Annotated in this window: 24 protein-coding genes and 1 tRNA gene; 8 read left to right on the top strand and 17 right to left on the bottom strand. The window is 64.9% G+C overall.

The features are described from left to right. Positions 1-141: 141 nt before the first annotated feature. On the bottom strand, positions 142-474 hold the full coding sequence (locus AC1DMY_RS05505) for a high-potential iron-sulfur protein (RefSeq protein ID WP_441603380.1): 333 nt from the start codon (positions 472-474) through the stop codon (positions 142-144). A gap of 163 nt (positions 475-637) precedes the next feature. On the opposite strand from AC1DMY_RS05505, the gene AC1DMY_RS05500 reads away from it, so the two are divergent. The 4 genes from AC1DMY_RS05500 to AC1DMY_RS05485 all read left to right on the top strand — a co-directional run bounded on the left by AC1DMY_RS05500 (position 638) and on the right by AC1DMY_RS05485 (position 3,704). Then, positions 638-1,285 carry a methylthioribulose 1-phosphate dehydratase gene (locus AC1DMY_RS05500; RefSeq protein WP_477163980.1) on the top strand — a complete coding sequence of 216 codons (648 nt, stop codon included), beginning with the start codon at positions 638-640 and terminating at the stop codon, positions 1,283-1,285. After that, entirely contained in the window at positions 1,282-1,848 is a 567-nt protein-coding gene (locus AC1DMY_RS05495; RefSeq protein ID WP_477163979.1) for a 1,2-dihydroxy-3-keto-5-methylthiopentene dioxygenase, read from the top strand. Before AC1DMY_RS05500 ends, AC1DMY_RS05495 begins: the two co-directional genes overlap by 4 nt. A gap of 120 nt (positions 1,849-1,968) precedes the next feature. Next, a complete protein-coding gene (mtnC, locus tag AC1DMY_RS05490) occupies positions 1,969-2,655 on the top strand; it encodes an acireductone synthase (RefSeq protein WP_477163978.1) in 687 nt (228 codons plus the stop codon). Positions 2,656-2,672: 17 nt separating this feature from the next. Beyond that, the gene (locus AC1DMY_RS05485; protein WP_477163977.1) at positions 2,673-3,704 is read left to right on the top strand and encodes a C13 family peptidase; all 1,032 of its coding nucleotides are present in this window, start codon (positions 2,673-2,675) and stop codon (positions 3,702-3,704) included. Positions 3,705-3,713: 9 nt separating this feature from the next. Here the strand turns inward: AC1DMY_RS05485 and AC1DMY_RS05480 are convergent, their stop codons facing one another. The 14 genes from AC1DMY_RS05480 to AC1DMY_RS05415 all read right to left on the bottom strand — a co-directional run bounded on the left by AC1DMY_RS05480 (position 3,714) and on the right by AC1DMY_RS05415 (position 17,031). After that, positions 3,714-4,832: a sulfate/molybdate ABC transporter ATP-binding protein gene (locus AC1DMY_RS05480; protein ID WP_477163976.1), complete on the bottom strand. Its 1,119-nt coding sequence runs from the start codon at positions 4,830-4,832 to the stop codon at positions 3,714-3,716. 278 nt (positions 4,833-5,110) lie between these two features. Continuing rightward, positions 5,111-5,974, bottom strand: a complete 864-nt coding sequence (gene cysW, locus AC1DMY_RS05475) for a sulfate ABC transporter permease subunit CysW (RefSeq protein WP_477163975.1) — start codon at positions 5,972-5,974, stop codon at positions 5,111-5,113. After that, positions 5,971-6,795, bottom strand: coding sequence for a sulfate ABC transporter permease subunit CysT (gene cysT, locus AC1DMY_RS05470; protein ID WP_477163974.1), 825 nt, complete (start codon positions 6,793-6,795; stop codon positions 5,971-5,973). The genes cysW and cysT overlap by 4 nt, the downstream gene beginning before the upstream one ends. Positions 6,796-6,799: 4 nt before the next feature. Then, entirely contained in the window at positions 6,800-7,801 is a 1,002-nt protein-coding gene (locus AC1DMY_RS05465; protein WP_477163973.1) for a sulfate ABC transporter substrate-binding protein, read from the bottom strand. A gap of 126 nt (positions 7,802-7,927) precedes the next feature. Then, positions 7,928-9,322 (bottom strand): FAD/NAD(P)-binding protein, encoded by a 1,395-nt coding sequence (locus AC1DMY_RS05460; protein WP_477163972.1) that lies wholly within the window; start codon positions 9,320-9,322, stop codon positions 7,928-7,930. Between the two features lie 256 nt (positions 9,323-9,578). Next, positions 9,579-10,211: a bifunctional phosphoribosyl-AMP cyclohydrolase/phosphoribosyl-ATP diphosphatase HisIE gene (gene hisIE / locus AC1DMY_RS05455; protein ID WP_477163971.1), complete on the bottom strand. Its 633-nt coding sequence runs from the start codon at positions 10,209-10,211 to the stop codon at positions 9,579-9,581. A gap of 25 nt (positions 10,212-10,236) precedes the next feature. Then, positions 10,237-11,007, bottom strand: coding sequence for an imidazole glycerol phosphate synthase subunit HisF (gene hisF / locus AC1DMY_RS05450; protein ID WP_477163970.1), 771 nt, complete (start codon positions 11,005-11,007; stop codon positions 10,237-10,239). Continuing rightward, complete coding sequence (hisA, locus tag AC1DMY_RS05445) at positions 11,001-11,729, bottom strand: 1-(5-phosphoribosyl)-5-[(5-phosphoribosylamino)methylideneamino]imidazole-4-carboxamide isomerase (protein WP_477163969.1); 729 nt, start codon at positions 11,727-11,729, stop codon at positions 11,001-11,003. The genes hisF and hisA overlap by 7 nt, the downstream gene beginning before the upstream one ends. Next, positions 11,726-12,316: an imidazole glycerol phosphate synthase subunit HisH gene (gene hisH / locus AC1DMY_RS05440; protein WP_477163968.1), complete on the bottom strand. Its 591-nt coding sequence runs from the start codon at positions 12,314-12,316 to the stop codon at positions 11,726-11,728. Before hisH ends, hisA begins: the two co-directional genes overlap by 4 nt. Next, positions 12,316-13,380 carry a bifunctional histidinol-phosphatase/imidazoleglycerol-phosphate dehydratase HisB gene (hisB, locus tag AC1DMY_RS05435; RefSeq protein ID WP_477163967.1) on the bottom strand — a complete coding sequence of 355 codons (1,065 nt, stop codon included), beginning with the start codon at positions 13,378-13,380 and terminating at the stop codon, positions 12,316-12,318. The genes hisH and hisB overlap by 1 nt, the downstream gene beginning before the upstream one ends. Then, positions 13,377-14,474: a histidinol-phosphate transaminase gene (gene hisC / locus AC1DMY_RS05430; protein WP_477163966.1), complete on the bottom strand. Its 1,098-nt coding sequence runs from the start codon at positions 14,472-14,474 to the stop codon at positions 13,377-13,379. The genes hisB and hisC overlap by 4 nt, the downstream gene beginning before the upstream one ends. Then, positions 14,471-15,778: a histidinol dehydrogenase gene (gene hisD, locus AC1DMY_RS05425; RefSeq protein ID WP_477163965.1), complete on the bottom strand. Its 1,308-nt coding sequence runs from the start codon at positions 15,776-15,778 to the stop codon at positions 14,471-14,473. Before hisD ends, hisC begins: the two co-directional genes overlap by 4 nt. Positions 15,779-15,805: 27 nt before the next feature. Next, on the bottom strand, positions 15,806-16,699 hold the full coding sequence (gene hisG, locus AC1DMY_RS05420; protein ID WP_477163964.1) for an ATP phosphoribosyltransferase: 894 nt from the start codon (positions 16,697-16,699) through the stop codon (positions 15,806-15,808). Next, positions 16,696-17,031, bottom strand: a complete 336-nt coding sequence (locus AC1DMY_RS05415) for a YerC/YecD family TrpR-related protein (RefSeq protein ID WP_477163963.1) — start codon at positions 17,029-17,031, stop codon at positions 16,696-16,698. The genes hisG and AC1DMY_RS05415 overlap by 4 nt, the downstream gene beginning before the upstream one ends. Before the next feature lie 284 nt (positions 17,032-17,315). Between AC1DMY_RS05415 and AC1DMY_RS05410 the strand changes: the two genes are divergently transcribed. From AC1DMY_RS05410 to AC1DMY_RS05400, 3 genes are read left to right on the top strand one after another with little or no spacing between them, the layout of a single operon-like run. After that, positions 17,316-17,774, top strand: coding sequence for a MarR family winged helix-turn-helix transcriptional regulator (locus AC1DMY_RS05410; protein WP_477163962.1), 459 nt, complete (start codon positions 17,316-17,318; stop codon positions 17,772-17,774). Continuing rightward, on the top strand, positions 17,771-19,315 hold the full coding sequence (locus AC1DMY_RS05405; RefSeq protein ID WP_477163961.1) for an MDR family MFS transporter: 1,545 nt from the start codon (positions 17,771-17,773) through the stop codon (positions 19,313-19,315). The genes AC1DMY_RS05410 and AC1DMY_RS05405 overlap by 4 nt, the downstream gene beginning before the upstream one ends. Before the next feature lie 9 nt (positions 19,316-19,324). Then, complete coding sequence (locus tag AC1DMY_RS05400; RefSeq protein ID WP_477163960.1) at positions 19,325-19,951, top strand: DUF998 domain-containing protein; 627 nt, start codon at positions 19,325-19,327, stop codon at positions 19,949-19,951. A gap of 124 nt (positions 19,952-20,075) precedes the next feature. Here the strand turns inward: AC1DMY_RS05400 and AC1DMY_RS05395 are convergent, their stop codons facing one another. Together AC1DMY_RS05395 and hisS are read right to left on the bottom strand one after the other, a co-directional pair. Continuing rightward, the gene (locus AC1DMY_RS05395; protein WP_477163959.1) at positions 20,076-21,968 is read right to left on the bottom strand and encodes an HAL/PAL/TAL family ammonia-lyase; all 1,893 of its coding nucleotides are present in this window, start codon (positions 21,966-21,968) and stop codon (positions 20,076-20,078) included. 97 nt (positions 21,969-22,065) lie between these two features. Continuing rightward, the gene (gene hisS / locus AC1DMY_RS05390; protein WP_477163958.1) at positions 22,066-23,451 is read right to left on the bottom strand and encodes a histidine--tRNA ligase; all 1,386 of its coding nucleotides are present in this window, start codon (positions 23,449-23,451) and stop codon (positions 22,066-22,068) included. A gap of 200 nt (positions 23,452-23,651) precedes the next feature. Here hisS and AC1DMY_RS05385 point away from each other — a divergent pair. Further along, positions 23,652-23,728, top strand: a tRNA-Pro gene (locus AC1DMY_RS05385). The last annotated feature ends 180 nt before the right edge of the window (positions 23,729-23,908 follow it).

Raw genomic sequence — 23,908 nt, 5'->3', positions numbered from 1 at the left:
CACCGAGTTCTTCGGTTCGAGTCGCTACCCATCAGCAGCAAAATGTCGATGCAAAACGCGTCGTCGCGTGCGTGACGCTGATGTCACGCGCAAAGAAAAGCCGGCATGCATGCCGGCCTTCCGTTGTGCAGCGTGTTGCGATCAGGCTTTCTTGGGTGCGTGCGATACGCACCAGCCCTTCGCATTCACCGCCTTGCCCGGGAACAGCTGGCACGGACCGTAGCCGGTTGCAGCACCGGTATAGAACTGGCAGTTGGAGCAGACATCGCCCGCCTTGCGCTTGGCATCGGTCGATTTGCTGGCATCTTCGACGTAACCGAGCGCCTTGGCCGTCGGATCGGAGTCAGCCAGGTGCGGCAGATCGGCAGCGCGGGATACACGCGGCAGGGAGCCGATCATGGCCGCGGCAACAGCCGTTCCGGCTGCGGCCTTGAGAAAACGGCGACGCGATTCGATATCTTTCTCATGCGACATAGGTCCAACCTCCGTCTTGAAACATTCACGTTCGCCACGCCCGTGACAAACCTTGGACCGATGCTACTCGCGCTCGCGATAAGTCGTGAGAATGGATCGCATTTTCGGCATATGCCGGAAACCGGCGTGGTATAGTGGCAACTCATTTGGACGTCCATACATCATGAGCCAGGTTCTCCCCGACACGATCTCCCCCGCGCTGTTCGCCGAGCGTTCCGACGCGATTGCCGATGCAGCGCGCGAGCTTGCGGCCGCCGGCTGGACGCCTGCCACCAGCAGCAATTTCTCCATGCGCATCGACGGCGATCACGCGGCCATCACCATCTCCGGCCGCGACAAGGGCAAGCTCGGTCGCGACGACATCATGCTGATCGACATGAACGGCCAGGCCGTGGGCACCAGCGCGCGCCCCAGCGCGGAAACCGACCTGCACACGCAGATCTACCGCCGCTTTCCCGAGATCAACGTGGTGCTGCACACGCATTCGCGCACGCAGAGCGTGGCCTCACGCCTGTTCGCCCGCGACGGCGTGGTGAAGCTGGAAGGCTGGGAGCTGCAGAAAGCCATTGCCGGACAGACCACGCACGATGCCGAGCTGTCGATCCCGGTATTCCCGAACACGCAGCACATGCCGGAGCTCGTCGCGCAGGTGGAAGCCTGGCTCGACAGCGGCCGCTCGCTGCACGCCTATCTCATCAACGGTCACGGCATCTACACCTGGGGCCGCGACATGGCCGAGACGCGCCGCCATCTGGAAGCGCTGGAATTCCTGCTCGGCTGCGAACTCGACTTGAGGAGCCTCTCCGCATGAGCCGCCTGCGTATTTTCAGCGACACCCAACCCCAAGCCCCGCTGTCGGTGCATGCCGAGCATGCGGACATCTCGCGCGAACTGGCCAAGATCGGCGTGCGCTTCGAACAATGGGAAGCGAACCAACCGATCGCCCCCGGCGCCAGCCAGGATGAAGTGATCGCCGCCTATCGCAGCGACATCGACCGGCTGATGGCCGAAGCGGGCTACCAGGCGGTCGACGTGATCAGCCTCAAGCCCGATCACCCGGATCGCGCCACGCTGCGCCAGAAGTTTCTCAGCGAGCACACCCACAGCGAGGACGAGGTACGCTTCTTCGTCGCCGGCGCCGGCCAGTTCACCCTGCATGTGAACGGCAAGGTGTACGACGTGCTGTGCGAGCAAGGCGACCTGATCGGCGTGCCGGACGGCACCCGCCACTGGTTCGACATGAGCGAGTCGCCCTACTTCGTGGCCATTCGCCTGTTCACCAACAAGGAAGGCTGGGTCGCGCAGTTCACCGGCGAAGACATCGCGCAGCAGTTCCCCCGCATGACGCCGCACGCATCGACTGCGGCCGCCTGAAGCGATCCTCCGGGCCGCTGCCGGCCCGGCAGGTGAACGGGATCAAGAACCTGCGTAGCGGCGCTCGCCGGGGACCCCAGCGACGGGTAAGCTTGTCGCTCCTGTTCCCTGGCTTTATGTATGACCGTCATCCGCGCCATCGTCACCGATATCGAGGGCACCACCAGCTCGATCAGCTTCGTCAAGGACGTACTGTTTCCGTACGCCTATAAGCGGCTGCCGGCCTTCATCGAGACGCACGGCGACAAGCCCGAGGTGCAGTTCTGGCTGCACGAGGCGGCCAAGGAAGAAGGCATCGTCGAAGCGCCGCGCCAGGAAGTGATCGAGCTGCTGCTGCGCTGGATCCGGGAAGACCGCAAGTCCACCGCGCTCAAGGCGCTGCAGGGCATGATCTGGCAGGAAGGCTACGAGGCGGGCGACTTCCAGGCCCACGTCTATCCGGAAGTGTCGGCCAGGCTGCACGCCTGGCGTGCGGACGGTTTGCACCTGTACGTCTACTCGTCAGGCTCGGTGCCGGCGCAGAAGCTGTTCTTCCGCTATAGCGACGCGGGTGATCTCTCGCCGATGTTCGCGGGTTATTTCGATACGGAAACCGGCCCCAAGCGCGAGCGCCGCTCCTACGAGCTGATTGCCGAGGCGCTCGGCGAACAGCCGGCGCATATCCTGTTTCTGTCGGACATCGTGGAAGAACTCGATGCCGCCCGTGACGCAGGCATGCGCACCGGCTGGCTGCTGCGTGAGCCGCTCGAGATCCCCGATGCGCCGCGCCATCCGGCCTATCGCACGTTCGACGACATCGTTCTCTGACCTCACGGGCTCCCGCCATGCGTACCGCTCTGATCGCCCTGCTCGCATTTGCAGCCGGCGTTTTGCTCATGGTTGGCCTGGCGCGTCACACGGCGCAGACGCCGGTCGCCGAGCAAGGCCAGCTGCCTGCGGCTGGCGCGAGCGCGCCCACACCCGCGAGCACCAGCGCAACCACCGACGACGACAGTACCTCCAGCGACAACTGGCCTTCGCAGGCGCCCTCGCCCGAGCAAGTGATGTACGGCCAGCGGACGATGGTGCAGAAGGCGCTCGCTGAGCTTGGCCCGCGCACCGCCGGCCGCCCCAACCTCTACGTCGTCGCGTTCGGCGCCGATGGTGGCGAGGATGTGTTCCGCAACGAAGCGGAATACGCCGCCAAGATGTTTCCCCAGCGCTTCGGTGCGGACACCCACGTGATGGTGCTGGAGAACAATCCGGGCTCGCTGGAAAAGCATCCGCTGGCCAGCTGGAGCAATCTGGAAGCCACGCTCGACGGCCTGGCCAGCCTCATGAAGCCGGACGAGGACATCTTGCTGCTCTACCTCACCACCCACGGCGATGAAGACCACAATCTGCTGGTGGACATGGATCCGCTGCCGCTGGACCAGATCGGCGCGAGTGATCTGTCGGATATCCTCAGCAAGCGTCCTTTCAAGTGGAAGGTCGTGGTGGTCAATGCCTGCTACTCGGGCGGCTTTGTGCCCACGCTGCAAGGAGCCGGCACGCTGGTAATCACGGCGGCGCGTTCGGATCGCAGCTCCTTCGGTTGTGGCACGGATTCGGACATCACGTATTTCGGTCGCGCCTGGCTGGTCGATGGACTCAATCGCACGCCGGACTTCATGGAAGCGTTCCGCCAGGCATCCGCTGAAATCGCGCAGTGGGAAGCGAAGGACAAGCTGACGCCGTCGGAGCCGCAGATGAATGCCGGCGACGGCATTGCCGCGCAGCTCGCCCTATGGCGCAAGCATGTGACGCCAGGACCGGCGGTGGCATTCAAGCCGGCCGTCCCGGCGGCGGTGCTGGATCGCCCCACCGGTTCGCGCTGAGTCGCGTCCCTAGGCAGGCACGGGACTGCGCGCCTGCCAGATCCAGCGTTCCGCGCTCAGCGGCCTGCCATCGCGATCAAGCGGAAACAACACCGCACCACGCGGCGCGACGCGTAGCTCCATGCCGGCCTGCAGGCCCAGTCGCGACAGATCTTCACTGGCCACGTCCGCTTCCAGCGAGAGATCAAGCGAGGCCACGTAAAGATCCAGGTGCGCCACGCTGCCAGCGAGATAGATATGGCGCAGGCGCGCATCCCAGGCCGGTTGCGAGGCCGAAGCCGCCAGCCGTAGTTGTTCGGGACGCACATAGGCCACGGCCTCGCTGAAACGTCCCTGCCACGGGTCGTCCTGCAGCGACCAATTGCCGGCGGCGAAACCCTGATCACCGCTCCACACGTTGAACCGGTTCACCTTGCCGATGAACTCGCAGACAAACGGCGTGGCCGGCTGCTGATAGATGACTTCGGGCGTGCCAACCTGCTCGATACGCCCGTTGTTCATCACAGCCACGCGGTCGGCCAGTTCGAGCGCTTCTTCCTGGTCGTGGGTGACGAAGACGGTCGTGAGCTCCAGCTCCTCGTGCAGTTCGCGCAGCCAGCGTCGCAGCTTCACGCGCACTTGCGCATCGAGCGCGCCGAACGGTTCGTCGAGCAGCAGCATGTCGGGCTCGACGGCGAGCGCACGCGCCAGCGCCACGCGCTGCCGTTGGCCACCGGACAGCTGGGCCGGATAGCGCGCACCCATTCCTTCCAGTTGCACGCGACGCAGCAGCCGATCGACACGCGCACGAATCTCGCTGCGCGACGGGCGCAGCCGCCATGGCCGCACGCGCAATCCAAAGGCGATGTTCTCGATCACCGTCAGATGCCGGAACAACGCGTAATGCTGGAACACCATGCCGATGCGACGCTCGCGTGCCGGCTGGGCAAGAAAATTCTCACCATCGTTGTGCACGCTGCCACTATCGGGATAGTCCAGGCCGGCAAGTATGCGCAGCAGTGTGGTCTTGCCCGAACCGGATGGCCCGAGCAAGGCGAGGAACTCGCCCGGGGCGATGCTCAGGCTCACGTCATCCAGCGCCTGGAACCCGGCGAAACGGCGATGGAGTCGGGACAGTTCAAGCGTCATGCCGCACCCTTAAGGAAGCTCTGATCAATTGGACATGGGCGGCACCGGTTCTGTCTGTCCGCCGCTGGGTGTTGCGACGATGAAGGCAGGCTGGCCGCCTGTCGAATCGTTGCGACGCACAGCGGCGGACAGACAGAACGGCCCTTGGGGTGATCTCCAGAGAGTCCGCAGGGCGCGAGGCGCGTCTTGCCCAGGCCACCAGCCTGGGCTGCGCCACGCCTCACACCCTGCGAACTCTCTGGAGTCATGCCGCCCATGTCCAATTGATCAGAACTTCCTTAATGCCCACCGGGCGCATGCGCGGCGATCTCATCGCCGTAGCGCCATTCCAGCAGGGACTTCAGCGCCAGCGTCAGCAACGCAAGCAGGGCCAGCAGCGAAGCAATCGCGAAGGCGCCGACGTATTCGTATTCGTTGTAACGCATTTCCACTTCCAGCGGCATGGTGGTGGTCAGCCCGCGGATATGGCCGGACACCACGGACACCGCGCCGAACTCGCCCATGGCGCGGGCATTGCAGAGCAGCACGCCATACAGCAACGCCCAGCGGATATTGGGCAAGGTGACGCGAAAGAACATCTGCCAGCCGCTGGCGCCCAGCACGCGCGCAGCTTCCTCTTCCTCGCTGCCCTGGGCCTGCATCAAGGGTATGAGTTCGCGCGCGACGAACGGCAGCGTCACAAAGATCGTGGCCAGCACCAGCCCGGGCACCGCGAAGATGATCTTGATGCCATGACTGTCAAGCCACGGCCCAAACCAGCCTTGCGCACCGAACAACAACACATAGACCAGGCCCGATACGACTGGCGACACCGAAAACGGCAGGTCGATAAAGGCACCAAGCAGGGCCTTCCCGGGAAACTCGAAGCGCGTCATGGACCAGGCAGCCGCCACGCCGAACACCAGGTTCAACGGCACGGCGATCACCGCCACCAGCAGCGTGAGCTTGATGGCGGCCAGCGCTTCGGGCTGGTTGATCGCCTCCAGATACGGCGCCACGCCCTGCCGAAAAGCCTCGACGAACACGGTTGCGAGCGGCAGCAACAGGAACAGCACCAGAAAGACCAGCGCCAGGGCGATCAGCACCACATGCACCACGCGGCGCGGCCACGCCACCGGACGGGAGCGCATCACGGCAGTCATAGCGAGCGCTCCTGCCAGCGATGGCTCCAGCGCTGCAGCAGCGACACCAGCACCAGCAAGGCAAACGATATGGTCAACATGGCCACGCCCAGCGCCGCGGCGCCCGCGTAGTCGAACTGCTCCAGCTTCTGCACGATCAGCAAGGGTGCAATTTCCGAGCGCATCGGGATATTGCCGGCGATGAAGATCACCGATCCGTATTCACCGACGGCACGCGCGAGCGCCAGCGCAAAGCCCGTCAGCAACGCCGGCGCGAGCATCGGCAGGATGACCCGGAAGAAGGTTTGCCAACGTTGTGCGCCCAGGCTCTCGGCCGCTTCTTCGACATCGAGCTCCAGCGACGCCAGCACCGGCTGCAAGGTACGCACGACGAAAGGAAAGCCCACGAACACCATGGCCACGAACACGCCCAGCGGCGTGTAGGCCACCTTGATGCCCAAGGGCTCCAGCCACTGTCCCAGCCAGCCGTTGGGCGCATAGAGCGTGGTGAGCGCGATGCCGGCCACCGCGGTCGGCAAGGCGAACGGAAGGTCTACCAGGGCGTCGAACAAACGACGTCCTGGAAAGCGATAGCGCACCAGCACCCACCCCACCAGCAAGCCGATCACGGCATTGACCAAGGCCGCCACCACGGCTCCAACTACGCTCAGTCGCAGCGCGGCGAGCGTGCGCGGCGAAGACAGCAGGCGCAGCAAACCCTCGAAACCAATCCCCGACGCCTTCCACGCCAAGGCTGCCAAAGGCAGCAAGACGATCAGCCCGAGATAAGCCAGCGCATAACCGAGGCTGATGCCGAATCCCGGTAGCACGCGCCGACGCATGAACTCAGCTACCCACGCCTAGCTGGTCGAAGACGCCGCCATCGTTGAAGAACTTCGCCTGCGCCTGGCGCCAGTCACCGAACAGATCGCCCAGGGTGAAAGTATGCGTGGCCGGGAACTGGCTGGCGAAGCGCGCATATACATCGGGCGAACGCGGACGATAGAAGTTCTTCGCGGCAATCTCCTGACCCTGTGGCGAATACAGGAACTCCACATAGGCCTGCGCCACGGCACGCGTGCCGTGCTTGTCGACATTGCTGTCGACCACGGCCACCGGCGGCTCGGCCACGATGGTGATCGAAGGCACAACGATTTCGAACGCGTTGTTGCCCAGCTGACGCTGGGCAAGCAGTGCTTCGTTCTCCCAGGCGATCAGCACATCGCCGATGCCCCGCTGCACAAAGGTATTGGTGGCGCCGCGTGCACCGGTATCGAGTACCGGCACATGCTTGAAGAGTTCCTTCACATAGGCCTTCGCCGTGGCATCGCTGCCGCCGGGCTGCTTGAGCCCGTAGCCCCAGGCGGCCAGGAAATTCCAGCGCGCGCCACCGGAAGATTTCGGGTTGGGTGTCACCACCTGCACACCCGGTCGCACTAGATCGCCCCAGTCCTTGATGCCCCTGGGATTGCCCTTGCGCACCAGGAACACGATGGTCGAGGTATACGGCGTGGCGTTGTTCGGCAGCTTCTTCTGCCAATCCTTGGCCAGCAGGCCACGATCGGCGATGGCGTCGATGTCATAGGCCAACGCCAGCGTCACTACGTCGGCGGGCAGCCCATCGACGACTGAACGCGCCTGCTTGCCCGAACCGCCGTGCGACATCTGGATGGTGACGCTGTCGCCGTGTTGCGCCTTCCATTGCGCGGCAAATGCCGTATTGATCTGGCGGTAGAGCTCGCGCGTGGGGTCGTAGGAAACGTTGAGCAGCGAGACATCCTTGGCGGCAACGGCGGCGGTCAGCAGCACGCCGACAGCGCCCAGCAATACGAGGATGGACTTCTTCATGGCGCCTCCTGCGGCAGGATCAGACAGCAGACTAGCGTTGGCCGGCGAACGGGCGAAATCGCAATATGGCATATCCTCATGTCGCGACCCTGCGCAATATCAGCGCGGAATCGTCTGATTTGCGCTTCAGGGCAGCTCGCCCGCACTCTCGCGCGCAACAACCGCCGGTGATAGATGGACGGCCAGACGGTGCGCCGCCGCACGGATCTCCGGCATGGCCGTGCATTCCCACAGGTTGCCGCGCAACAACGAACCGATCGCGTACAGGCCTGGCTGCGGCCGGCCATCGGCATGTACGAGCTGGCCGTCGGCCTGGGCCAGCACGCCCAGCTGCAAGGGGTCGGCGGTGGCAAGACCATCGCGCAGCAGTTGCGACAACAGGTCGTGGGCGCCGTACGCCACGGCGGTATCCAGACCTGTTGCCTGGATCACCAGATCCGCTTCCAGCACGCTGACCAGCTGGGTCGCCCGCTCGCGCAAGCTCACTTGCAGCGGCGCGGAGCCGTCGACATCGAGCACGCGCGCGGCCAGCACCTGCAGCCTGCCCTCTTCCTGCAGCTGGTAGATCGCCTCGCCCGTCGCCGGCGCCATGCGATGACGTGCCGCTTCCCAGATCCAGCGCGCATGACGCAGGAACTGGCGTCGACGCGCATGCGTGAGCTGTTGCCAGAGCTGGGCATTGATCGGGCGCATGCCGTCGATGATGCTGCGCCAGTCGGTATCGCCGCCCTCGTTTAGTGCACGACGCACCCACTGCAACATGGCGGCGGGACCGTCGCTGGCCAGCAAGGCCTGATTGAGCGCCTCCTGTTGCGCATAGGGCGCCAAGGGCAGCGCCGAATGGTTGAACGGCAACAAGCCATGGCGCGACACTGCCACCAGCTCGGTATGCGGCCACCGGATGGCGGCCGATAGCAGCGTATCGACCGCGGTCAGGCCGGTGCCGATCACCATGACCCGGCGAGGCGCCAGCGGATGACGATCCAGGCGCCAAGGGTCGAGTTCATAAGCGCCGCTGGCGAGCGCAGTGGTCGATACCGTACGCAATGGACGTTGCGCGAGCGCGCCCACCGCCAGTACCACCTCACCAACTTCCAGCCAACGCTCGGCGCCCACGCGTACCGCATAGCCGCCCTCGCCGCGCGACACGATTTCGCGCGCGCTTTCCGGGTGGATGCGAAAACTGCGTCCAGCACGACGCGCCGCATCGATGCGCGCGCCAACCTGCGCCTGGATGAAATCACCGAACAGCCGGCGCGGCAGGAAATCCGTGCCCTTCACCTGGCCAAGCTGCCGTGATGCATGCTGGAGAAAATCCTCGGCATGCTCTTGGAACACCCCCATGGATGCGGCGCGTACGTTCAACAGATGCTGGTTGTCACTGGTGGCGTAGGCCACGCCACGGCCTGGCGCGTGCTGGCCCACGATCCAGTGGACCGTGCCGCCATCGAATCGCGCCAGCAGTTCGCCGAACGCCGCCGCGCCCGCCGCCCCACCACCGATCACTGCCACATCAGCCATAACGCGATCCTCGAATGGGACGCCAACCCCCGGCGGTCTGCCCCTGGGCAGATCACTACGCGTTGCGTCCCCTTGAAAGAAATCCCAGGTGAAAACAGCCTTCACATCCCAAGACCGTGATGCGGCTCGGTCGCCTCAATGGCTTCGTGCCGCACGTAGTGCAAGCACCTCAATCCATGGGCAACAAGAAATCACAGCCGCCGTTAAGGCCTCGCTAGCCATCCGTGCAGTTGTGACGTGGCTCATTCCCAGGAGGTTATGACGACACGCTTGCCGCATGACGCTGGGTGAGCACGGCGGACACGTCGGAAAGTCCCAGTCCACGCGCCCGCAGTGCGACGGTGAGGTGATAGATCAGGTCGGCCGCTTCGCCCAGCAAGGCCTCGTCATCCTGTGCCACCGCGGCGAGCGCAGTCTCCACGCCCTCCTCGCCCACTTTCTGCGCCATGCGCCGAATGCCGCCTTCAAACAGCTGGGTGGTATAGCTGCCAGCCGGACGCTGTGCGTGTCGTTGTTCGATCAACGCATCGAGTTCGGCGAGGAAACCCAAGGGCGGTTGCACTTCGCTGCCGAAACAACTGCTGGTGCCGTTGTGGCAGGTCGGCCCATGCGGTGCGGCCTGCAGCAACAAGGTATCGGCATCGCAGTCCATGCGCACCGACTTGAGCGTCAGCACATGCCCGGACGATTCCCCCTTGGTCCACAGACGCTGCTTGCTGCGGCTGTAGAAGGTGACCTTGCCCAGCCGCTGCGTCGCCTCCAAGGCGTCCGCATTCATATAGCCCAGCATCAACACCTCGCCCGTCAGCCAATGCTGGACGATGGCGGGCAGCAGGCCGTCGCCTTTGTTCCAGTCGAGTCGGGCGGGATCGAGGGTGATGGAGTTCATGGTGATTACCCGATGGCTTGCGTGATTACGTGCGTACGACGACGCCCGACGCAGCAAGCGACTGCTTGAGCACGGGAATGGCGATGGCGCCGGAGTGGAAAACGCTGGCAGCCAACGCGCCGTCGACATCGGCAGTGAGGAAGGCATCGCGAAAATGTTCCGCCGTGCCGGCGCCGCCCGATGCAATCAGCGGCACCAGGCAAAACTTGCGCACGGCGGCCAGTTGCTCCAGGTCGTAACCCTGCCGCACGCCATCACTGCCCATGCAATTGAGCACGATCTCGCCGGCGCCGCGCTGCTGTGCTTCGACCATCCAGTCCAGTGTGCGGCGCGGCAAGGCCTGCGTGCGCGAGGGATCGCCGGTGTACTGACGCACATGCCATTCGCCGTCCGCATCACGCAGACTGTCGATGCCGACCACCACGCACTGCACGCCGAACGCTGCGGCCAACTCGCCGATCAGGTCAGGCCGCTCCAGTGCGGGCGAGTTGACCGAGATCTTGTCCGCGCCCGCATGCAGCACGGCTCGTGCTTCCTCCACGCTGCGAATGCCGCCCGCCACGCAGAACGGAATATCGATGACGCTGGCGACGCGCTCGACCCAGCCGTGATCGACGCCGCGCCCTTCCGGACTGGCGGTGATGTCGTAGAACACCAGTTCGTCCGCTCCTTCGTCGCGATAGCGCAGTGCGAGATCGACGATCTCGCCCATCACCACGTGGTCGCGGAAGCGCACGCCCTTCACCACCTTGCCGTCGCGTACATCGAGGCAGGGAATGATGCGTCGACTCAACATGCAAGCGCCTCCTTCACGGTGAAGCGGCCTTCGAGCAGCGCACGGCCAAGGATGACGCCGTGAGCGCCCGCGTCGCGCGCCGCTCGAATGTCGTCCAGTGAGCGAACGCCACCGGAAGCCTGCACGGCCATCGAAGGCACCGTCGTCGCCAGGTGGCGATACAGATCGAGATTGAAGCCCGCGAGCATGCCGTCGCGATCGATGTCGGTGCACAGCAGATGCTTGGCGCCGCGCTGCGCATACCACGGCGCAAGTTCGTCCAACGTGCTGGATTCGGTCTCCGTCCAGCCGGCGCTGGGCAGGCGCCAGGCGCCGTCGCGATACAAGGTGTCCAAGGCGAGGGTAAAGCGCTGGACGCCACGCGCGGCGAGCCATCCTTCCACCATCACCGGCTCGCGGATCGCCAGGCTGCCAAGCACCACGCGCGACACACCGGCATCGAACAGTCGCTGCACGTCGGCCTCGGAACGCACGCCACCGCCGGCCTGGATGCGCATGCCGTCGCTGGCAATGGATTCGATCACGGCGAGGTTCTCCAGGCTGCCGCCGCGGGCGCCATCCAGATCCACCAGATGCAACCATTGGGCGCCGGCCTGGGCGTAATCACGGGCAAGCGTGCGTGGGTCGAAGTCATACGTGGTCTGCTGCGCGTAATCGCCCTGCTTGAGGCGAACGACACGACCGGCGCGCAAATCAATGGCGGGGATGACGGTAAAACTCATAGTTCGAGAAAGTTCTTCAGCAGGCGGGCGCCGACCTTGGCCGAACGCTCCGGGTGAAACTGCATGCCATGGAAGTTGCCGCGCGCGATGACCGAGCTGAAGTCGCCGCCAAAATCGGTAACCGCCAGGGCGTGATCGCCCGTGGGTACCGCGTAACTGTGCACGAAGTACGCCCAGTCGCCATCAACCAGACCATCCAGCAGAGGATGCTCGCCTTGGCATTGCAGCTGGTTCCAGCCCATGTGCGGCACGCGCAATCCCGGCTGCTCGGTGAAGCGCCGAACGGTCGCGGGTATCACGCCGAGGCAGGCGGTATCGCCCTCCTCCGAATGCTCACACAGCAACTGCATGCCCAGGCACACGCCCAGCACCGGCTGGGTCAGCGAGCGCATCAGCTCCACCAGGCCGAGCTCGTGCAGACGCGCCATGCCAGGACCTGCCGCGCCTACGCCCGGAAGGATCACCTTGTCGGCAGTGCGAATGGCATCGGCATCCGACGTCAGCGCCGCCTCCACGCCCAGGCGCTGCAGCGCGTAGCGCACCGAGCCGATATTGGTGCCGCCGGCATCGACCAGCACCACGCTCATCACAGCGCTCCCTTGGTGCTGGGCAGCTCGCTGCCTTCGCGCCGGATCGCCTGACGCAGCGTGCGCGCCACCACTTTGAAGCAGGCTTCGACCATATGGTGCGCATTCTCGCCCTGCACGCTCAGATGCAGATTGGCCCCCAGCGTTTCGCACAGGGAGCGGAAGAAATGCGGGATCAGCTCGGTGGGAATGTCTCCCACGCGCTCACGCGGGAACTGGCCTTCGAAGACGAAATACGGACGACCCGAAAGATCCAGCGCCGCGCTTGCCTGGGCTTCGTCCATGGGCAGTACGAAACCGTAGCGGCCAATGCCACGCTTGTCTCCCAGCGCCTGGCGTAGTGCCTGGCCCAGCGCAAGCGCGCAGTCCTCGATGGTGTGATGCTCATCGATATGCGTGTCGCCATCGCAGCGCAGCGCCAGGGCGAAGCCGCCATGCTTGCCGATCTGTTCCAGCATATGGTCGAAGAAGCCCAGGCCGGTGTGGATTTGCGGCTCCGCGCTCTGGTCAAGATTCACGCTCACCGTGATGCGCGTTTCGCGCGTGTTGCGCTCCACCGTCGCCCGGCGCGGCGCATCGAGCAACAGGTGCGCGACCTCATCCCAACCGAGGCCATTGGAGCCCACCTGGAAGCCGCGTACACCCATGTTGGCGGCAAACTGCAGGTCGGTCTCGCGATCGCCCACCATGGCCGACGCGGCGCGGCTCCAGCCGTCGTCCGCCAGATAGTGACGCATCATGCCAATGCCAGGCTTGCGGGTGTCCTTGCGCTCATGCAGGAAGCTGCGGTCGATCAGCACCTCGCCGATCTTGATGCCTTGCGAGGCTAGGATACGCATCAGCAATTCATGCGGCCCGATGAAATCCTCTTCGGGAAAACTGCTGGTGCCCAGGCCGTCCTGATTGGTCACCATCACCAGCTCATAACCGGCGGCCACGCAACGCTGTAGAGCGGCGATCACCCCTGGCAGCAGCGCGAATTTTTCAAAGCTGTCGATCTGGAAATCTTCCGGCTCCTCGATCAGGCAGCCATCGCGATCGATAAAGAGAATCTTGCGGCTCATGCACGTTGTCCTGCAGCTGTCCCGTCTACCGTTGCCTCAGCTGTCTGCTGCAGTACCTCGAGCACCCGGTCGTTCTCCTCCGGCAAACCAATGGAGATGCGCAGTGCATCGCCCAGCTGCGGATAGCGGTGGATGTCGCGTACCAGGATGCCGGCGTTCCGCAGGCGCTGATAGGCGGCGGCCGCGTCATCGTGACGGACGGCCAGGAAATTGGCGTGCGAAGGCAGTACTTCACGCACACCAGGCATTTCGGCAAGCGCGCGATACATGCGTTCACGCTGTTCGCACACGATGGCGATATGCGAACGCGCGGAAGCCCGACCTTCTTCAGACAAGGCTTGCATGGCCAGAGCCACACAGGGGCGCGGCAAGGGATAAGGCGCGATGATGCGTCGAAGCAAGCCGATCACGTCCTCGTTCGCCACCAGGCTGCCGATGCGTGCGCCTGCCAGCGCCCATGCCTTCGACAGCGTGCGCAGCACGGCGAGATGGTCGAACTGATTCACCAGCGGCGCTACGCTGGGTGCGTCGGAGAATTCGATATAGGCCTCGTCCACTACCAACACCGCGCGATCGGTCAGTGCCTGTGCGAGACGCGTCACGTCGCGCAAGGGCACCAGTTGCCCGGTCGGATTGTTCGGCGTGCACACAAACACAAGCTTCACCGCTGGCGTGATGGCGCCGAGGACCGCGTCCACGTCCAGCGTGAAATCCGGCTGCAACGGCACGGCCACGATGCCGGCGTTCTGGATCTGCGCGCTCACCGCATACATGCCGAAAGTGGGCGGCTGGATTGCGATCGCATCGTCACCGGCGCGGCAGAACGCGCGCACCAGCAGGTCGATGACTTCGTCGCTGCCACGTCCTACGATGATCTGCGATGGACGCACGCCGTACAGTTGCGCCAGCGCTTCCACCAGGGCGGCTGGCTGCGGATCGGGATAGCGGTTGCAGGCCAGACCGCCGTCGCCCGGCGGCGCCCACGCCGATTCGTTCGCATTGAGCAATACGCTGCCGCCGCTGGCTTCCATGCGCGCCGACGAATACGGCTGCAGCGCGCGGATCTCGGGACGTGCCAGGTCAAGCACGCTCATGCCGCATCCTCCAGCGCGGCGAGACGCAACGTCACGGCACGACGATGCGCTTCCAGTTGCTCCGCGGCCGCCAGCGTGGCCGTGCATGGACCAATCGTGCGCAGGCCCTCCGGCGACAACTCCTGCACGGTGATCTGCTTCTGGTAGCTCGCCACGGAGACACCGCTGTAACTGCGCGCATAGCCATAGGTCGGCAACACGTGGTTACTGCCGCTGCAATAGTCGCCCACGGATTCGGGCGTCCACGCGCCAAGGAATACCGAGCCTGCGCTTTGCACGGCATCGAGCAAGGCGCGCGGCTCGTTGACCTGGAGGATCAAGTGTTCGGGCGCGTATCGGTTGCTCACCTGCACCGCCTGCGCCAGTGATGACACGGCGATCAGGCGACTCTGCGCCAGCGCCTTTTCGGCGATCTCGGCGCGTGGCAAGGCCGCGCACTGGCTGGCCACTTCCGCCTCAACCGCATCCAGCAGCGACGACGACGGGCTGAGCAGGATCACCTGCGAATCCGGCCCATGCTCGGCCTGGGACAACAGATCGGCGGCAACAAAGGCGGCGTTGGCATGCTCGTCGGCGATCACCAGCACTTCGGACGGACCGGCTGGCATATCGATGGCCGCGCCCTCGGGATCACCCGATACCTGCAGCTTCGCCTCGGTCACCCAGGCATTGCCCGGACCAAACAGCTTGTCGCACTTGGGCACGGACTCGGTGCCATACGCCATGGCGGCGATCGCCTGTGCACCGCCGAGCTTGAACACGCGGTGCACGCCGGTGATGCGCGCGGCGAATAGCACCGCGTCATCGCAACGACCGTCGGGACGCGCGGGCGAACACAGCACCACTTCTGGGCAACCGGCAATGCGCGCGGGCACGCCGAGCATCAACGCGGTGGACGGCAGCGGCGCGCTACCGGCGGGCACATACAAGCCCACGCGACCAACCGGCCGCAGCATGCGTTCCACCCGGACCCCACTGGCAGTTTCCAGTGCCACCGGTTGCGGTGCGGCTGCGCGATGAAAGGCGTCGATGCGCGACGCGGCTTCCTCGATGGCGGCCTTGAGTGCCGGCGCCAGCCGAGCTTCTGCCTCGCGCCATTCCTGCGCAGTGACCTCGATGGCGTGCAGCTCGCAGCGGTCAAGCTTGGCGGTGAGTTCGCGCAACGCGAGATCGCCGTCCGCGCGCACACGGGCGACGATCTGCTCCACGCCAGTGCGCAAACTCTCGGCGCGCGACTGCGCCGGTCGCGACAGCGCTGCGCGCTGCGCCTGCGTATCCAAGGCATTCCAATCTAGGCGGTTCATACGTTCGGCTCGTTCATTGCGCCTGCATCACGCAAGCATCTTCTCGACCGGCAGCACGAACATTTCGCGCGCACCGGCCTTCTTGATCTCTTCCAGCTGGCGCCAGCTGACCTCGCCGGCACACAACGCCTGCAACATGAGTTGATCCGGCTGCCCCGCCACCGGCAGCAGGGTCGGCTGGGGACCGCCCGGCAAGAGCCGAATCACGGCGTCCAGCGCGCCACGGGAGGTCTGCAGCAAAAGCAGGCGTGACTCGCGTACCTGGATGACGCCATCGAGGCGCTTGAGCAGCAGCTCGATCATGTCGCCGCGCTCGTCCGTGGGCAGCACCTGCGGGCCGGCCAGCACGGCCTCGCTCTCCAACAGCACGTCCGCTTCGCGCAACTGATTGGCGACCAGGGTGCCGCCGCTCTGTACGAGGTCGCAGATGGCATCGGCCGTGCCAAGGCGGGGCGCAATCTCCACCGAACCGGCCAGCGTCACCACGCCGGCATCGATGCCGCGCTCGCGCAGCCATTCGCCCAGCAGGCCCGGGTACGACGTGGCGATGCGCTTGCCCTGCAGCTGCGAGGCATCGCGATAATCGAGATCCTGCGGCACTGCTACCGAGAGGCGGCAACGTCCGAAGCCCAGCGGCCGCCATTCGGCCAGCGCCGGGCCGTCCAGGCCGCCGGTGAAGCGGTATTCGCTGAGCACGTTGCGGCCCACAATGCCTAAATCGCACACTCCCTGCGCAATCAGGCCGGGAATATCGTCGTCTCGCACCAGCAACAGGTCGACAGGTTCGCCTTCGCCAAAGCAGAACAGCTTGTCGCGGCTCTGGCGAAACGTGAGCCCGCAGCGATTGAGCAATTCCAGCGCCGGCTCGGTAAGACGGCCGGATTTCTGCATCGCGATGCGCAGTCGGTCGCGCGGTTTCATGCCTTTGCCTTCTTCGTCGCTGCACGGCGGCGCGCGGCGCGGGCCGCCGCGGCGAGATAGCCGCCACTGCCCTGGTTGAGGTAGCGCGCGACGCGCCCGATGGTGGTGATGCTCACCGCCGTGCGTTCGTGGATCTCGCGATACGACACTTCGTCAAGCAGATAAGGCACGACGCGCCAGCGGTCCACCATCACTTCAAGCTCGGCGGGGGTACACAAGTCGTGCAGGAAGGCCGACATCTCCTCGGCGTTCTTCAGCGACAGCAATGCCTCGCACAGACTCAACTCGGCAGACTCGGCGGGCAGCTCGGGATCGATCGATCGGCGCTTCATAATGTACTAATGCGTTAATACAGTGGAATGGATAATACGTGCGTCGGACGGCCGAGGCAACCCCGCGCGGCGACGGCCATAAACAGGGCCCTGGCTTGCCCTGCGGCCAGCAAGATCTTGCGGGCCAGCACCGTGATTCGATTGCTCAGGCCCCGATCAAGGCAAGTTGTTTGCCGCCTGTTGCTGCCTGGGGCGCACCCCTGCCCTGACCACAGCACTCGCCAACCGACCCGATCTGGGCTAAATTAGATAGGTAGCCTATCTATTTACCTGACCAGCCCCTCATGAGCCAGAAGCTACCCACCGAAGGCGATGCCCGCGAACTGGCCGAGCAGTTGCGACCGGCACTGCGCCGGCTGTTTCGCCAGCTGCGCCGCCACTCGGACCACCAGGACATCTCGCTGGTACAGCTCCCCCTGCTGCTCCACGTGCTGGAGAACCCGGGCATCGGCGTGGGCGAACTCGCCCAGTTGGAAGGCCTGCGCAGCCCCACCATGACCGGGCATATCAACAGCATGGTGGCCGCCGGGCTGGTGAAACGCACCGACCCGGCCGAGGGCGACCGACGACGCGTGGGCCTGGTGGCAACCGCCCATGGACGTGCCGTCATCGAGGCCAAGCGCCGGCGCCGCACCGACCAGCTCACCAAGGCGCTGCTGCAGCTCCCGCCCTCGTCGCGCGCTGCGCTTTGGGCCGCCCTTCCCGCCTTGAACGACATCGAATTGAACGACATCGACGCATGAGCACTCCCAGCGCCACCCTCGAGGCATCCACGGAAGCCATCCATCCCGCCACGGAGCACGAGATCAGCCGCGTCTTTGCCGGCCTGGTGATCGTGCTGGCGCTGGGTGCGATCGATCAAAGCATTGTCGCCACCGCCCTTCCCCGCATCGTGAGCGATCTGGGAGGCATGAGCCATCTGTCGTGGGTGGTGACGTCGTACATCCTCGCTTCCACGGCCACCATGCCGCTTTACGGCAAGTTGAGCGACCAGTACGGCCGCAAGCCGGTGCTCTACTTCGCCATCTTCATGTTCCTGCTCGGCTCCGTACTATGCGGCGTCGCGAGCAACTTGCTCGAACTGATCGTGTTCCGCGCCATCCAGGGCATCGGCGCGGGAGGCCTGCTGCCGTTGGCGCAGATCATCATTGGCGACATGGTGCCGCCCACGCAACGCGGCAAACGACAGGGCGTAGTGGCCGGCATCTTCGCGCTGTGCAGCGTGGTTGGCCCGGTGCTGGGCGGCGTCATCACCGATCTGCTGTCCTGGCATTGGATCTTTTTCGTCAACCTGCCGGTGGGCGCGGTGGCGTTCGTGATCATCAGCCGCACACTGAGGCAATACACGCCGCTGCATGCGCGACGCATCGACTATCTGGGTTCCGTACTGATGACGGGTTGCACCGTGGCGCTGCTGCTGGTGCTGCCGCTGGGCGGCGGCCAGTGGCCGTGGACGTCGCCGCCGATCGTGGCGCTCAGCGCATTCGCGCTGGCCACGGGCGTGATGTTCGTGCGGCACGTGAAGCACGAACCCGAGCCAGTGTTGCCGCTGGACCTGTTCCACAATCGCCTGTTCGTGATCGCCAGCCTGGTGATGGCGTTGACCTTCATGGGCCTGATGGGCGCGAGTCTGTTTTTCCCGCTGTTCTTCCAGCTGGTGATGGGTGTGAGTCCGGCGACCTCCGGCCTGCTGACTGGGCCGATGATGATAGGCATCGCGTTGTCGTCGCTGTTCAATGGACGTGTACTGATGCGCGCTGGACGCTACAAGCCAACGGTAGTAGCAGGCCTTGCGCTGGCGACGCTGGCCTTTGGCGTGCTGGCGTGGAGCGCGGCCACCGCGCAAAGCCTGGGCATCATCGAGCCGGCCATCTTCGCGCTCGGCCTTGGCCTGGGCCTGGTGATGCCGAACGTGACAATTGCCGTGCAAAGTGCCCTGGCGCCGATTCATCGCGGCGTGGGCACAGCCACGCTCACTTTCTTCCGTTCGCTGGGCGGCCTGGTCGGCGTGGCTGGCTCGGGCGCGATCCTCGCCTGGCAGCTGCGCAGCCACGGCAGCGCAGCCGTGCCGGCCGTGAGCATGTCGCCCGAGGGCGGCGGCATGGCGAGCCATGCGTTGCCTCAGGTAACGGATGCTGCGGTGCAGATGTACCGCCATGCGATCGCGTCCACCTTCACTGTGGGGGCGTGCATCGTGGCGTGCGCCTTCGTGCTCATCCTGCTGCTGCCGGAAGTGCCTTTGAGCGATCATCATCATCGGGCGCCGGCTCCCGTCGCTGACTAAAGGAACCGCATGATCACTTCACAACGAAACGCACCACTGGCGATAGCGGCCGGATGGATGGCTTTCGTTGTGTTCGCGTTCGCGTTGACGGCGGGCGTGCTGCAAGTGTCGCGCACGGATCTCGATCCGATTGCCATGCCACTGAGCGCGTATCTGCGCGGCGCGGGCGGTGGCTGGCTGCGTGGCGCGTACTATCTGATGGCGAGTGCGCTGTCGTGCCTTGCGTGGTCGAGTTATCGAGTCACCCGCGCCAGCTTGCGTAGCGGGCTCGCAAGCGCCCTCTTGCTAGCCGCCGCCCTCGCCTTGCCCGTGGTCGCTTGGACGGTGTTGTACGAGCACACGCCCAGGGAAGACCTCGCGCGCCTGATCCATGGCGAGGCGGCGCAAGCCACCTTTCTCTGTCTCGTGGTCGCCATGCTGGTGCTGTCGACGCGCTGGCTGCGTGACCCGCGCTTGCAGAGTGGTCGATATATCGGCGTTGCGCTGGCGTGGCTGGCGTTTGTGCAGATGTGGGTGTTGGCGTTGTGGAAGGGCTTGCCGCCGGGGCTCACGCAGAAGGCGCTGATCGTGCTGATACTGCTGTGGCTTGCGTGGGTGGCGCGGCAATTGTGGCGGGTGAGCTCGTCGCTGGATTGAGTCGCGCACAGGGTGCGCTCCCACAGAGGTTCGGCTAGCCCTGTGGAAGCGCACCCTGTGCGCGACCCAACCCGCCCAAAGCCACCAAAGAAAAGGGCCGCCTGAGCGACCCTTCTCTGCGCACTTATTTCGCAAACACCCGCTGCCGCACCAGCTCGCAAATCGTCCGCACATCCCCATCCATCGCCCGGTCGCGCGGCATGAAATCGATGCGCTGACGCAAGGCATCGTGAGCCTTGCGCACGGCCGAGCCCGCATGGAAATCGCCCACGTTGGTCAGCGCCGCGGTGAGCTGCTGCACCTCTTCCACGAACTGCGCGTAATGCGCGTGGTCTTCGCGCGGTGCATTGGCCACCTTGCCGGCCAAGGCCTGCCAGTCGCCACGCGAGGCAAGCCGGCGCGCGGCGTTGAGCATGGCCTGGCGGAAGTCCAGCGCCTGTGCGGCGGTGTACAGCTCCATCGCCAGCACGTAGCCGAGATCTTCCATCATCTCCAGCACGTGACGCGCTTCGTTGGCGCCCATCGACACGTGATCTTCCGCGTTCGCACTGGTCGGTACGGAGTACACGCTGGCCGGATGCGCACGCGTGGCCAGATCGTTCACCAGCGCGGCGGCGGTGTACTGCACGATCATGAAGCCGGAATCGGTGCCGTCCTCGTTGCCGGTAAGAAACGCCGGCAGACCATCGTTGGTGGCCGGATCGACCAGCTTGTTGAGACGACGCTCGGAGATCGACGCGAGCACCGGAATCGCTGCCTTCACGTAGCTCATGGCCAAGGCCAGAGGCATGCCGTGGAAGTGGCCGGCAGAGATCACCTGATCTTCGATGAATTGTGCGTCTTCCGCATCGGGGAAGATCAGCGGGTTGTCGGTGACCGAGTTCAGTTCCACGTCGATCACGCGGCAGGCCTGCGCCCAGGCATCGCGCACGGCGCCGTGCACCTGCGGCATGCAACGCAGGCAGTAGGCGTCCTGCGGCTGGTGCTTCTTGCCGCCCTTGAACGGCAAGAAGCGCGCGTAGAACGCTTCGCGACCATGGCGCTGGTTGGCTGGCACCCAATCCCAGCCGATATCGAACGTGAGTGCCTGATCGGCGGGATCGGTCCACGCCTCGGCCGACCACTGCTTGAAGCGCGGCACCAGGTGATAGGGAATGTCGACCAGGGTGCTGCCGGTGAGCAGCTCGCGCACGTGGGCGGCGGCGTCGACCTGACCCGGATGCGGACGCAGCGCATGCACTTCCGGACGCAAGGCGCCGCTGCGGCCGGCAAAGGCATCGAGCGTCATCGCAGCCGCAAGATCGGCGAGCTCCAGTAGATGTTCGAGCTCATCCAGCGCGAGCGCCGCGGTCGCCAGCATCTGCGCCGTGCCGTTGTTCAGCGCCAGGCCTTCCTTGAAGGACAGGCGGATCGGCATGAGCCCAGCGCGCTTGAGCGCTTGTGCACCATCCAGTCGCTCGCCCTGATAGAACGCTTCGCCACCGCCCAGCAGCACGATGGCCAGGTGCGACAGCGGCGCCAGGTCGCCACTGGCGCCCACCGAACCCTTCTCCGGCACCACCGGCACCACGCCGGCGTTGAGCATCGCGGTGAGTGCCTTGAGTGTTTCCACGCGGATGCCCGAATGGCCGCGCATCAGCGTGTTGATGCGGATCACCAGCATCGCGCGCACGACTTCCGGCGCGAAGGGCTTACCGACGCACACCGCATGCGTGGTGATCAGGTTGTGCTGCAGTTCTTCCAGCAGCGTGCCTTCGGGCTTGTCCGGGTTGCCGCCCGGCAGTTCATCACGCAGGCGATGCGCGCCCAGCAGTTTGTCGGCATTGCTGCCGAAACCGGTGGTGACGCCATAGGTGGGTTCGCCACAGCTCACCTTGTCGGCAAGGAAATCGGCCGCGCGCTGCACGCGCTTGAGCTGGGCGTCATCGAGCTCCACGCGCAGACCCTGGCGGGCCACTGCCACCAGTTGATCGCGGGTAAGGCTGTTGCCGTCCAGGAGTATCGTCTTTGCGGTCATGCTTGGCTCCAGCCCGGACGGGCCATCTCGGATTGGGTTGTGTGTTGCAGCCGCCGCGCCTCACGGTTGCAGCGGCGGATGATGGTGCGAGCCGCGCTCAGGCGCCGATTTCGGCCTGAGCCAGTTCCACACGCAGCGTCTTGATCAAATCGGCGCGCGACACTTCGAACTGGTCCTCGCGGCGCAGGTCCTTCACGGTCACCACACCCTTGGCCAGCTCGTCCTCACCCAGCACGATCACGAAGCGGATGCCCGCGCGGTCGGCGTACTTGAACTGCTTGCCGAGCTTGCCGCCATCGAGCACCACTTCGGTGGCGATGCCCGCGCCACGCAATTCGCTGGCTACGGCCAGATAGGCCGGCAGCTGCGCCGGGTCCATCTGGGTCACCAGCACGTCGACCGTGCTGCGCGCGGTGCCGATCAGCCCGGCATCGCGAAGCTGCCAATACAGGCGGGTGAGACCGATGGAAATGCCCACGCCCGGCAGATGCGACTTAGTGTACTGACCGGCGAGGTTTTCATAGCGACCACCGGAGCAGACCGAACCGATCTGCGGATGATCGTTGAGCGTCGTCTCGTAGACGGTGCCGGTGTAGTAGTCCAGGCCGCGCGCAATCGACAAATTCAAGGCGTAATGCGATTCCGGCACACCGAAGGCGTTGATCAGCTGCAGCACTTCCTTCAGTTCGGCGCGCCCCTGCTCCATCGTTTCGGGACCGGCGCCGAGCGCGTCGAGCTTGTCGAGCGCGTCCTGCAGCGAGGTGGAACGCACCTGCACGAAGTCGAGGATCTTTTGCGCCGTCTCGGCACTCAGTCCGAACGGCTCGGCGATCAGCGTGTCGCGTACGTAATCGGCGCCGCGCTTGTCGAGCTTGTCCACTTCGCGCAGCACCAGGGTCTGCTGCTCGCCATCCACCACGCCCAGGCTCTCGAAAAAGCCGCGCATCAGCTTGCGGTTGTTGAGCTGGATGGTGAACGCGCCGACGTTCAGTTCGCGGAACACACTGTAGATCACCGCGGGCAGCTCAGCGTCGTAACGCACCGACAGGCTGTCCTTGCCGATCACGTCGATGTCGCACTGGTAGAACTCGCGGAAGCGGCCGCGCTGGGCGCGCTCGCCACGGTAGACGCGCTGCATCTGGTAGCGGCGGAACGGGAACGACAGATCGTGCTCGTGCTCGGCCACGTAGCGGGCCAGCGGCACGGTGAGGTCGAAGCGCAGCGCCAGCTCGGGCACGCCTTCACCCTTGTCGGCGTTGTTCAAGGCGCCGGTGGACTGCACGAAATAGACCTGGCGCTCGGTCTCACCGCCCGTCTTGGTGAGCAGCACGTCGGAGAATTCCATCACCGGCGTTTCCACCGGCAGAAAACCGAAGCGCTCATAGTTGCGGCGGATCACGTCGAGCATGCGCTGGAACGCGATCTGGTCGAGCGGCAGCAGCTCGAGCACGCCGGGCATGGTGCGGGCCTGGGTAAGCGCCATGAAGTCCTCTGCTTAGCGGTGTGAAAAACGTCGGCCAACGCCGGTTGGCAACCTGTCCGACAGAGCCGTATAGATTAGCAGAAGGCCGCCCCAAGACCCTGCTCAAACGCCCTGCGACGCGCCGACCGACGTTTGTGAAGAAAATTTCCCCCGCAACTGTTGCCAAGCCTCCGAGGTGTCATTAAGATACGCGGCTCCCACGGGGTGTAGCTCAGCCTGGTAGAGCGCTACGTTCGGGACGTAGAAGTCGCATGTTCGAATCATGTCACCCCGACCAAGTTAAAACCTTGAATTTCAAGGGTAGAAAAGCCGCCYAGCAGGGCGGCTTTTTTATTGGGCGATGCGCTGGGGCCGTTTCGCAACGGCCAAGGCAGTATCCAGCGCCCGCAGGAGGAATTGGCGCCACGATCCCGGAACTCGCGCGGCCAAACGCGAGCCATCTCGCGCCGGGTCACCG

The organism is Dyella sp. 01L423, assembly GCF_056399945.1.
Note: the sequence above shows the minus strand (reverse complement) of the source record. Positions and strands in the feature narration are given on the sequence as shown.